The 11,199-nt window shown below is 52.6% G+C and carries 12 protein-coding genes; 7 read left to right on the top strand and 5 right to left on the bottom strand.

The window, feature by feature from the left end; all coding sequences use genetic code 11:
* Nucleotides 1–42: 42 nt before the first annotated feature.
* The 5 genes from HMPREF9141_RS05615 to rplM all read right to left on the bottom strand — a co-directional run bounded on the left by HMPREF9141_RS05615 (nt 43) and on the right by rplM (nt 4,062).
* Nucleotides 43–660 carry a fumarylacetoacetate hydrolase family protein gene (locus HMPREF9141_RS05615; protein WP_007367592.1) on the bottom strand — a complete coding sequence of 206 codons (618 nt, stop codon included), beginning with the start codon at nt 658–660 and terminating at the stop codon, nt 43–45.
* A 219-nt stretch (nt 661–879) separates the two neighbouring features.
* Nucleotides 880–1,878: a translation elongation factor Ts gene (gene tsf, locus HMPREF9141_RS05610; RefSeq protein WP_007367591.1), complete on the bottom strand. Its 999-nt coding sequence runs from the start codon at nt 1,876–1,878 to the stop codon at nt 880–882.
* A gap of 126 nt (nt 1,879–2,004) precedes the next feature.
* Nucleotides 2,005–2,838 (bottom strand): 30S ribosomal protein S2, encoded by an 834-nt coding sequence (rpsB, locus tag HMPREF9141_RS05605; protein WP_040554575.1) that lies wholly within the window; start codon nt 2,836–2,838, stop codon nt 2,005–2,007.
* Between the two features lie 361 nt (nt 2,839–3,199).
* A complete protein-coding gene (rpsI, locus tag HMPREF9141_RS05600; RefSeq protein WP_007367589.1) occupies nt 3,200–3,586 on the bottom strand; it encodes a 30S ribosomal protein S9 in 387 nt (128 codons plus the stop codon).
* Nucleotides 3,587–3,597: 11 nt separating this feature from the next.
* A complete protein-coding gene (gene rplM / locus HMPREF9141_RS05595) occupies nt 3,598–4,062 on the bottom strand; it encodes a 50S ribosomal protein L13 (RefSeq protein WP_007367588.1) in 465 nt (154 codons plus the stop codon).
* Between the two features lie 920 nt (nt 4,063–4,982).
* On the opposite strand from rplM, the gene HMPREF9141_RS05590 reads away from it, so the two are divergent.
* The 7 genes from HMPREF9141_RS05590 (at nt 4,983) to HMPREF9141_RS05555 (ending at nt 10,966) form a co-directional block, all read left to right on the top strand.
* A complete protein-coding gene (locus tag HMPREF9141_RS05590; RefSeq protein WP_156792435.1) occupies nt 4,983–5,141 on the top strand; it encodes a hypothetical protein in 159 nt (52 codons plus the stop codon).
* 13 nt (nt 5,142–5,154) lie between these two features.
* Nucleotides 5,155–5,667: a hypothetical protein gene (locus HMPREF9141_RS05585; protein ID WP_007367585.1), complete on the top strand. Its 513-nt coding sequence runs from the start codon at nt 5,155–5,157 to the stop codon at nt 5,665–5,667.
* A gap of 473 nt (nt 5,668–6,140) precedes the next feature.
* Nucleotides 6,141–6,479 (top strand): hypothetical protein, encoded by a 339-nt coding sequence (locus HMPREF9141_RS05575; RefSeq protein WP_007367583.1) that lies wholly within the window; start codon nt 6,141–6,143, stop codon nt 6,477–6,479.
* 214 nt (nt 6,480–6,693) lie between these two features.
* A complete protein-coding gene (locus HMPREF9141_RS05570) occupies nt 6,694–8,850 on the top strand; it encodes a TonB-dependent receptor (protein ID WP_040554571.1) in 2,157 nt (718 codons plus the stop codon).
* Between the two features lie 196 nt (nt 8,851–9,046).
* Nucleotides 9,047–9,784 carry a DUF4625 domain-containing protein gene (locus tag HMPREF9141_RS05565; RefSeq protein WP_007367580.1) on the top strand — a complete coding sequence of 246 codons (738 nt, stop codon included), beginning with the start codon at nt 9,047–9,049 and terminating at the stop codon, nt 9,782–9,784.
* Between the two features lie 137 nt (nt 9,785–9,921).
* Nucleotides 9,922–10,389, top strand: coding sequence for a DUF4625 domain-containing protein (locus HMPREF9141_RS05560; protein ID WP_007367579.1), 468 nt, complete (start codon nt 9,922–9,924; stop codon nt 10,387–10,389).
* Between the two features lie 115 nt (nt 10,390–10,504).
* On the top strand, nt 10,505–10,966 hold the full coding sequence (locus HMPREF9141_RS05555; RefSeq protein WP_007367578.1) for a copper resistance protein NlpE N-terminal domain-containing protein: 462 nt from the start codon (nt 10,505–10,507) through the stop codon (nt 10,964–10,966).
* Nucleotides 10,967–11,199 lie beyond the last annotated feature (233 nt).

Below are 11,199 nucleotides of genomic sequence, written 5' to 3'. Positions count from 1 at the left end.
CGGTATATGCAGCAGGTTTGTCCTGCATGCTTTCCGTGTTGTCTATTTGCAGTTGAACTCGAGGACTTTCCGGTCCTCCAGATATCCTTCCAGATGGTCGTTGATATGGACAGGACCGCAGCCTGACGGACAGCCCGTATAGAGGATGTCGCCCGTCTTGAGGGTGAAATAGCGGCTGATGTAGCTGATGATTTCATCCACTTTGTACAGCATATCGCCTGTATATCCCTCCTGTACTGTCCTGCCGTTGACGGCCAGCCGGAAGCGCAGCCGCTGGACATCAAGGAATCTGTCCTTCGGCACCCATTCACCCAAGGCGGCTGCGCCGTCAAAGCCCTTGCACAGATCCCAGGGCATTCCCTGTTCCATCAGGTGCTGTTGCAGTTCGCGTGCCGTGAAGTCGATGCCCACTGTCACGGCATCGTAATAGCGGTGGGCGAAACGCTCGGGGATGGTCTTGCCGAGCCGGCAGATGCGCACGACAAGTTCTGTCTCGTATTCTATCATCCCGAGGTCGTCGGGGATGAAGAAGGGCTTTCCGTCTTTCAGCAGGGCCGAGTCGGCCTTGGTGAAGAGGACGGGTGTCTCCTTTCCTGATAACGCTTCGTTCTGCGTTTTATTGTGTTCGGCGTAATTCATGCCGACTGCAAAGATCTTCATTGGGTGTTGGCTTTTTAGGATGGGGATGGGAGGTGATGGACGATGATAAGCGGTGTAGGCGGTGATAAGCGGGATAGGCGATGATAAGCGGTGATGGGTGATGACGGGAGCTTATGACCGCCTGTCATCGCTTATCTCTTCTGACAAAGAAAGGAGCCGCAGGAGCCAAACGGCTTTCCTGCGACTCCCTGTTCTTTTCTCAGAAGGATAGTCTCCGGCTTATTCGGCAGAGAGTGTGAAACGCTTGTAGGCAACAACCTTGAGGTCTTTGCTCTGTGCCTTCAGCCACTCGCCGACGCTCTGCTTGTCGCCGTCGCCGAACTGGAACTCCTGGTCAATGAGGCAGTTCTCCTTGAAGAATTTGTTGAGGCGACCCTTCGCAATGTTCTGGATCATGTTCTCATTGAGGTTGGCAGCCTTCTCGGCAGAAACGGTCTTGCGGATTTCGATCGCCTTGTCAGCCTCCTCGCGGGTCAGCCAGCCCTTTTTGATGTTCGACTCGATGTGGTCCTCGCTGTCAACGAGGTTGGCATTGATGCCTGCCTTCTTGATGGCAGCTACGACAGCCTTTTCCACCTGCTCTTCCTTGGTCTTCTCAACGGCAACCTTGAACTCCTCGTCCTTGACAGACTGTGGAACAGACTCCTCGTCGAGGGCTACCGGCTTCATGGCTGCCACCTGCATGGCTACCTTGTGACCGGCCTCCTCATTGTTCTCGTTGAGCTGAACCATCGTAGCAAGGGTGTGCTTGTTCATGTGGTCATAAACAGAGACGTTACCGCCCTCCAGGAAGTTATAGCCGTCAAGCTCCATCTTCTCACCCGTGACACCGGAACGCTGCTGGACAGCGGTAGCGGCATCCTCTCCGTTGGCGAGCTTCAGTGCCTTCACCTCGTCGAGGCTCTTGCACTTGTTGGCAACGGCAGCGTCCAGAATCTCCTGGACGAGTGCGATGAAGTCCTTGCCGTTGGCAACGAAGTCGGTCTCGCACTTGACAGCGACCATAGCAGCGAAGCCGTCAACCTGCTTGACGAGGACGCAGCCATTGGATGTCTCACGGTCAGAACGCTTGGCGGCGATAGCCAGACCGCGCTCACGGAGCAGGTCCTTTGCCTTGTCGAAATCGCCTTCAGCCTCTGTGAGGGCCTTCTTTACATCAGCCAGACCGGCACCGGTCATGGCACGGAGCTTCTTGATATCTTCAATAGATACAGCCATTTTATTGTTTTCCTTTCTAATGTTATTTAAATATCGTGGGCGTTGATGAGAGACGATGAGCCTTCATGTATCGCACGGATACGGCAGCCCATTGGCACTCACCAGCGCCCACTATGTTTTCAATTGTTACTCAGCAGCTGGTGTTTCTTCCTCAGCCTTGGGAGCCTCCTCGGCCTTGGGAGCCTCCTCAGCCTTGCGTGCAGCACGCTTCGGCTTTGCTTCGGCAGCCTCTTCAGCCTGCTCGGCTGCGGCCTTCTCGTCGGCCTTCTCAGCCTTGCGCTCCTCCAGACCCTCTGCGATGGCATCGCAGCAGGCGGTGAGGATCACCTCTACGGAATCCTTTGCGTCGTCGTTGGCCGGGATGACGTGGTCGATGTTCTTAGGATCAGAGTTGGTGTCGACGATGCCGAATACAGGAATCCCCAGACGGTTGGCCTCCTTGACGGCGATGTGCTCCTTCATGACGTCTACTACGAAGAGGGCAGACGGCAGGCGGGTCAGGTCGGCGATGGAGCCGAGGTTCTTCTCCAGCTTGGCGCGCTGGCGGGAGATCTGCAGCAGCTCTCGCTTGGAGAGGTTGGCGAATGTTCCGTCGTTCATCAGCTTGTCGATGTTCGTCATTTTCTTCACTGCCTTACGGATTGTAGGGAAGTTGGTCAGCATACCGCCGGCCCAACGCTCGTTGACGTATGGCATGTTTACCGCTGCGGCCTTCTCGGCTACAGCTTCCTTAGCTTGTTTTTTAGTAGCGACGAACAGGATCTTCTTTCCGCTTCTGGCAAGTCCCTTGAGCGCCTCTGCAGCCTCGTCAATCTTGGCTACAGTCTTGTGAAGATCGATGATGTGGATGCCGTTGCGCTCCATGAAGATGTAAGGAGCCATGGCGGGGTTCCACTTGCGACGGAGGTGGCCAAAGTGGCATCCTGCCTCCAGTAACTGGTCGAAATTTGTTCTTGACATTTCGTTTGTTTTTTTCTTGTTTACTTTCTTTTTAATTCTTTCTTGGCAAATGAGCTTTGCCAGGCTTGTTAGAATCAACCGGCGGGTAGTCCCCCGATCAGGAATCGCGCCGGTTTAGATACTAAACCGATTGATTTGAGATTTGAGGATTGAGGTTTGAGGTTTGAGGTTTGAGGTTTCGCTGCTGAATCAGCTGATGCTGTATCGCAACGCTCAAATCCTGATATTCATTCTCAGTATTCAACGCTCAATGCTCAATGTTCAAAGTTCAATGCTCAATGTTCAAAGTTCAATGCTCAATGTTCAAAGTTTAATGCTCAAAGTTTAAACCTCAAACCTCAAACCTCAAACCTCAAACCATTTATCGCTTGCTGAACTGGAAGTGAGCGCGGGCCTTCGGCTGACCTGGCTTCTTGCGCTCGACCTTGCGGCTGTCGCGTGTCAGGAATCCGTGGTCTTTCAGGTTCTTCTTGTCTTCAGCGTTGATCTTGACCAGTGCGCGGGCGATGGCGAGACGCAGAGCCTGGCTCTGTCCTGTGAAGCCGCCGCCGTCGAGGTTGGCCTTGATGTCGTACTGCCCTTCTACACCGAGCAACTGCAGTGGCTGTTTAACCACGTACTGCAGGATAGCTGATGGGAAGAATTCAGTTAAGTCTTTTTTGTTGATAGTGATCTTGCCGGTACCTTCAGAGAGGTAAACGCGTGCTACTGCGCTCTTGCGGCGACCGATTGCATTTATTACTTCCATCTTTCTCCTTATTATTTATACTGGTTAATATCAATTGCCTTTGGCTTCTGTGCCTCGAGACCGTTGAGTTCTGTTCCTTCGATGACATAGAGGTTGTCCAGCAGGTGACGACCCAGAATGCCCTTCGGCAGCATACCCTTTACGGCGTGGCGGATCATCCTGTCGATGCCGTTCTTGCGCTTGCGGAGCTCGGCAGGGGTGTTGAAGCGCTGGCCGCCCGGGTAACCAGTATAACGTGTGTAGACCTTGTCTGTCTCCTTCTTGCCGGAGAATACGACCTTGGCTGCATTGATAATGATTACGTTGTCGCCACAGTCTACGTGTGGAGTGAAAGTCGGCTTGTACTTTCCGCGAAGCAGCTTGGCTACTTTAGAGCAAAGGCGACCTACAATCTGATCGCTGGCATCGATGACGACCCACTCTTTCTTAGCTGTTTCCTTGTTGACGGAAATAGTCTTGTAACTTAAAGTGTCCATTCTAAAAAATTAATAATTTTACTACTAAAAAACGTTTTCTTTCTACGACCGTGCTTGTCCTAACCATGCTGCCCGGCCAAAGACAGCACTATTAACACGAGCCGTACGGGGCTCTAAGTGTACCCACAATAATAATCGGACTGCAAAGGTACTTATTTCCAACCTTATATTATAAGGGTGATGTTTTCCGCACCCATTATTTACGATTATTTAACTAATGCGATGCGCACATCCCCCGGCCGTCAGGCGTCAGACCCCTTGCCGGCCGTCAGGTCTCGGATGAATCTGCCGCTTCAGTCCGTTCTGTCAGACGGGGAACGTCCCATGCCGCATTTGCTTCCATGCCGTCCCGGCCTGATGGGAAGGTTGAAAGTTCTTTACATCTGCAGTCGCCCTGACGGTATTTTTCCGGGGTGGAAACAGCCGTCAGAACCGTTGGAGAAGGCAGGCTGCATCGCAACCGGGCGCTGACCGCCTTCCAATCAACGCCTGATGACGTTCCAATCAATGCCTGTCAACGTCCCAACTAACGCCTGTTAAGGCCGCAATCAGGCACCTTTTCAAAAGGTGCTTGTAGCAGTCTGGATAACAGCTGGTTGCGGACTGGAAAAGACAAGGTGCATCGGCCTGTCCCGCTGAATATACCCGGCATCCCGCAGATGTGTGTAATGGGCTGTCTTGCCGGTGTTGATTATGGTAAATAATCAGGACAGAACAAGAACGGATCCATCCTGCCTTGTACAGCAGCAGTGTGTCTGTATGCACTGTGGATAGCAACTTAGAAGAGAATGTGGGTCGCAAGAACGCCCTTCTGTGTTAAAATAAATTAAAAAGCAACACGTTGTATTGCACATAGGAAGCAAATCGCTATATTTGCAATGATAAGTCTTTTAAACAATAATTATATTGTGTGTTTTTCGATGAATTTAATAGTTATTGTGTCGAAAAGACGGTCGGCTTTTGTGTCGGGATACGGGTATATCCTTGTCGCCGGTGCCAATACGGCCGACTATGTCCATGCGAAGGTCTGGATGGCAAGATCGATTGAGGATGTAAGAACAGACAACGGAACCATTTAAATGAGATATTATTATGAGAAAGAAGCAAACACTTATTTTCGCACTGCTGACAGTATTCACTTCTCTCTGTCATGCACAGACCACCAGGTTTTCCATGACGCTGGGCACTGACCTGGGACTTGCCGGCAAGAACTACAAGATCGTCACGCCCAACGTCTCTGCAACTTATGACCTGACACCCAAGCTGTCGGTAGGAGCGAGGGTGGAAGACGCCATCACCCTGGCAAAGATACAAGGTGTCAAGACCTACGACTACCTTGCGACGCTTGGCGGACAGGTAAGCTATGACGCATTCCGCATCCTCACGATGATAAACGTGCAGCCTCGCCTCATCGTCGGCCACACGATCGGCGGCGGGCACGACAGAGGCTATATGTACTGTCAAGGCGGTATCTACCTGAAAGCTGACAGGAAGAACGGCGTGATGTCGGAAATCGGTTTCGGCATCCGCCACAACAATTACCGCGGAGACCTGTACAAGGACAAGACCTCCTTCTTCGTTTCTTACGGTTTCGTACTGCGATAAAGAACATGGAGCGTTTCCTGCAATCGTGAAAAGCGTCTCTGTCATCTTTTCCGCACGCTTCCTAAAGTGACGGGAAAGAGACCGTATTGAATTGGAAGCAGGAAGTCCGGCCGACAGCTGTCCCCCCTTGGGGAGCATTGCCCGGAAGGACTTTCCTGGTTTATATCTGTTGATGAACTGCACTGATGAAGGATGGGGTCTGCCGATGTTGCAAGTCTCTGCGCTGCGCTGTGCCGGGCCGCCGGCCGTATCATTCCGGGGCATCATCCTGTCGGCAACGACACGGACAAAGGACGGAAACTGCAGTGTCAGTATCCGGTGCGGCCCTATGTTCTGTCCCGGGAAAGGCTGAGGACTGCGGGACGGGGAAGGCTGTACCCGCTTGTGTTAATTATATCAAAAAGCAGCCACCATTATTTGCTTTGTGGGAAAATAATAAATATCTTTGCCAAGAAGTAAAAAGGATTTTGTAAATGACCAGGCAGAACCGGAAAACAAGACATACGCTTATAGCGTGGCTGCTGTTGGCACTTTTCATGCTGCCGATGGTTGTCAAGTCTGTACACGTATGCCAGGTGGAGACGGAGCTTTCCGCCGGTCATCAGACTTCCGGACAGCACAGCCAGAGCCACAATGCCGGCAGCTGTGCCATCTGTCATTTTGCCTTTTTCAATTACATGAGAGCTACGGACATCCGGCTGGATGCGGTAGCTGTCATCTTCTTCGGCTTCCTCTTCCTTTCCGCTGTCACACCTTATCGGCGTCCGGAGGTTGAAGTCACGAGTCTCCGTGCTCCTCCTGCCGACTTTTAGAAGACAATTCCCATATCGAGGAATCGTCTGACGCAGATGCAGTCAAAGGAGCTATGGCGGTGTAGTGTGTCCTTACAGAAAGGAATGCCATGCCGTATCCACACCATGGAACCATGCCGCTGCACCACGTCATTAGCTTGTCGCACAGCCGTCTATGTGCCTGTGACAAGCATACAGATCCATCATTTCATCAAGAATTCATAAACACATGGTAATGAATAAGGCTATTTGGGCTTTTGTTCTTTCGTCTGTGTGTGCGGTTGCCAGCGCAGGCAATCATCTGTCAGCAGCAGTTCCCCAGCAGAAAGGGAATGATGTCGACAGCAGTATTGTCATGCAGGACGTAACCGTACTGGGCAACAGACAGAAAGACCTTCAAATGCGTTCGTCCGTCAATACCATCAGCATTGACAGGCAGTTTCTTCAGAACAACTTCGCAGGCAGTCTCATGCAGACGCTCAGCGGCATCCCCGGCGTAAAGGCGATGAGCATCGGCTCCGGGCAGTCGAAGCCGACGATACGCGGCCTGGGCTTCAACCGCATGGTTGTAACAGAGGACGGCATCAAACACGAGGGGCAGCAGTGGGGCGACGACCACGGTCTGGAAATAGACCAGTTTGCCATCGACCGCATCGAAGTGACCAAAGGACCGGCCGCCCTGCTTTACGGCTCGGATGCCATCGGAGGGGTCATCAGCCTGTACGGCAACTACATCCCGACTGCGAAGTTCCAGGGAAGCGCATCGCTGTTCATGCGCAGCAACAACGAGTCGGTCGGTCTGTCAGCCCGTCTGCAGGGTGCCGGAGACCATTTCTACTGGAAAGCCAGCGGGACATTCATCGACTATGCCGACTACAAAGTGCCCACGGGCAGCATCCAGTACTATTCCTACGACATTCCGCTGCATGACCGCCGGCTCCGCAACACGGCCGGCTTTGAACGCGACGGGAGCATGACGCTCGGTTACAGAAGCCACAACTTCCATACAGAACTGAAGCTGTCGGATGCGTACAGCAAGAGCGGCTTCTTTGCCAACGCACACGGACTGGAGGTGAGACTGTCGGACATCGACTACGACAGGTCGCGCCGGGACATCGACCTTCCGTGCCAGAGTGTGAACCATCTGAGGGTCATGAGCCACACGGTCTACGAACAGGGAAGTCTTGCTTTGGAAGCCGACCTCGCCTATCAGAACAACCATCGCAAGGAACTTTCCGAACCGGTGTCGCATGGCTATATGCCGGTTCCGCCCGGCAGTCTGGAACGTGAGTTCAAGAAGGACACCTATACGGCCAACCTCATTGCACGGCTGTCTCTGGGAAGCAGGCATACACTCACCGCAGGCTTCAACGGCGAGTACCAGCACAACCGCCGTTCAGGCTGGGGCTTTATCATGCCGGACTTCGAGACGGCATCATTCGGTACATATGCTTTCGACCGGTTCACGGTCAGGAAAGACCTGATACTGAATGCCGGCGTACGGTACGACCACGTCAGGACAAGCATCCACAGCTACAGAGACTGGTTCAAAACGCCCGTCAGCGCCACCGACTCCGTCTTCAAGGAACGTTCGGAGGATCTCCGCCGTTCGTTCAACAGCCTCACGTGGTCGGCCGGCGTGAACTATTCTGTCGGCCAGTGGATTCTGAAGGCGAACGTCGGAAAGAGCTTCCGTGTCCCGATTCCGAAGGAACTGGGCACTGACGGTGTCAATTACCACATCTTCAGATATGAAAAGGGGAATCCTGGTCTGAACCCGGAAGAATCCTGCCAGCTGGACGCAGGCATCCACTGGGGGAATGACAGGGTGACGGTTCAGTTCGACCCGTACCTCAATTATTTCCCGAACTACATCTACATGAATCCGACTCCCGACTACTACGAGGGGCTGCAGTGGTATTATTACACGCAGAGCCGTGTCATCCGCTGTGGCTTCGAGCTGCAGACAGACTGGAAGATACTCCCCTCTCTGGATGCGGAACTGAAAGGTGAATATCTCTATGCCGAACAGCTGTCTGGAGAAAAGAAAGGGTACACGCTCCCCTTCTCGACCCCCTGGTCGGCGGATGCCACCCTGAAATACGGATTCTGCCGGAAGAAAGCCGGTAATGAAGGCTTCGTGGCACTCAACCTGCACGTCACCGGCAGACAGAACCGCATCGTTCCGCCGGAGAAGCCGACATCAGGTTACTACACCATCAACCTCAATGCAGGAAAAGACTTTGCCTTCGGGGACAGGAAACTGCGCCTGACCCTCAATGCGGAGAACCTCCTCAACCGCAAATACTACGACCACACGAGTTTCTACCGGCTCATCGACGTGCCGGAACCGGGACGCAACGTGGCGTTGATGGTGACTTTCGAGTTCTGAAGCATACGATTCCCGGAAGTGGAACAAGATATAACACTTGATCTTGCAAACCGACCTGAGACTGTCGGGGAATCATCATGGTGGACGGGGCACATCGCTCCTGTCACTGTGATGTCCTCACAGCCCAGACAAAACGAAACGAACAGTGAACTTATATTCAAACCAAGGCGGAAGCCTTCAAAAAACAAATCAAACAATGAAAAAGCTACTTTTTATGGGTGCTATGGCACTCCTGAGTGTGATTGCACTGGCATTCACGTCGTGCAGTAACGATGATGACGATCTGTTACAGAGCAACATCGAGTTCAAGAACGTGGAGTTCGGACACAAGAACAGCAAGACGGGCACGATCGGCGATGACCTTCACCTGGAATGCGACATCAAATCAGGCTCAAAGATACAGTCCGTTGAGGTCGTACTTTCCAAGGACGGGAAGAACGTCATCAAGAAGACCTACACCGACAGCAAGTACGTCGGCGTGCTGAACACCCGGTTCCACGAGCACATCGACCTTCCCGAGACACTCGCCGAGGGCAAGTACCAGTGCTTCATCATCGTCAAGAATGAGGAGAAAAAGATTGACTTTGTCAGTGCGGAAATCACGTTGAAGAAGAAAGCCGTCGACCCCAAAGCACCGAAGATAGCCAATCTCAAGGTAGACAAGATGGAGAGTACGGTGAACGGAAAGGTCACTTTCACGGCCGACATAGAGACGGTCGCCAAAGTGAAAGAGATTGAAATCGAGTTCCACGGTGACAAAGAGACGGAAATAGAAGTGGACGATCTCAACGGGAAAACGGGCAAGCTGACCTTCAAAAAGGAGGTGACGATTCCCGCTGAATGCAAGGCCGGAAAGTATCACATCCACTTCACTGTGAAGGATGCAGAGGGTCGCGAGACGACAGAAGAGATCGAAGGCTTCACGATCAAGTAACCGACAAGAAAACAACCATACAGCGTAGGAAGATGCGTCAGACGGACCAGCCGGCGGCCTGGCGCATCCTCGTCAGCCTCCGCTCCAGCCCATGAACAGCTGCCCCCGGAGCTTCCTACGCAATAAACGAACAAACGATGAAGAAGATTCTATTCAGTCTGGCAGCCGCAGCAGCACTGCTCCTCACGGCCGCCTGCGGCAACGATGACATGGCAGATGATATGCCTGTCATCACCGATGAGGGCATCACCGCCAACCCGGTCGACTGCCAGGTGTACAACCGAGGGGACAAGATTCCTTTCCGTTACCGCTTTACCGACAACGAAGAACTGGGCAACTACAACATCGAGATACACAACAATTTCGACCATCACACCCACGGTACGCAGGCCTCATCGTGCAGCCTGGACCCTAAGAAGAAGGCGGTGAAGCCCTGGGTCTTCAATCAGGACTACAAGATTCCGCATGGCTTGAAGGCCTACGATGCCAGCCAGGACATACGGATTCCGGAGGACATCGACCCCGGTGACTACCATTTCATGATCCGCCTGACCGACAAGAAAGGCAACCAGCAGCTCCGGGCCATGGCGATAAAGATAAAATAAAACCGATGCAATAAAGACGAAATAAAGGTTAAAACATTCTTGTTTTTAATTTCAAATGTAATATCTTTGCACCCCGGGAGTTAAATAAGCATTTACAAGCTAAAACAGTATAATTATGAAAAAAATCATGTTAATGGTAGCTGCCTGCGCAGCTATGGTAGCCTGCAACAATGGCAAGACTACTGCAAACAACGAGAGCAAGGACAGTGCACAGGACTCTTCCGTAGCAGCTGACTCAGCTGTTTACGAGGGCATGACCCCTGCTGCCGACGTTGCCGGCATCAAGTACCGTGTCGCACTCGCACAGGATTCTACAAACGGTTTCAGCGTGTCAGAGTCTTACATGAAGTCGGACACCGAGGCTGATACCACCTACAACTATACAGGCAAGTACCAGATTGTCAAGAAGGATGTAAAGGGCAAGAGCAACACTTACTATCAGCTCGAGCTGGGCAAGGACAACAAGACCAACTTCCTCGTCGTGAACGACTCGACGCTCCGTCTTGTCAACTCCGACTTCGAGGAGCCGGCTGTCAACTCGAAGGACATGAACTATGACCTGAAGCTGAAGAAGTAAACAACAGCCGGTCAGAAGCCGACCGGAACAAGGAACGACAAAAGGCCTGCACAGGGTTTCACACCCTGCACAGGCCTTTTGTCGTTCCATGCAGCAGATTCCTGACAGCCTGCACCGGCAAAGTCGGCAACCGGAGCGACACGCTTCAGCCCCTCCGGCAGCCTGTCCCCATGTATTATATACCACGGGGCGTAAAAGCGAGCGGGCGGGATGCGATCATGAGTTCGTCCGCT

The organism is Prevotella multiformis DSM 16608 (genome assembly GCF_000191065.1).
In the GTDB taxonomy this organism is placed as follows: domain Bacteria; phylum Bacteroidota; class Bacteroidia; order Bacteroidales; family Bacteroidaceae; genus Prevotella; species Prevotella multiformis.
Note: the sequence above shows the minus strand (reverse complement) of the source record. Positions and strands in the feature narration are given on the sequence as shown.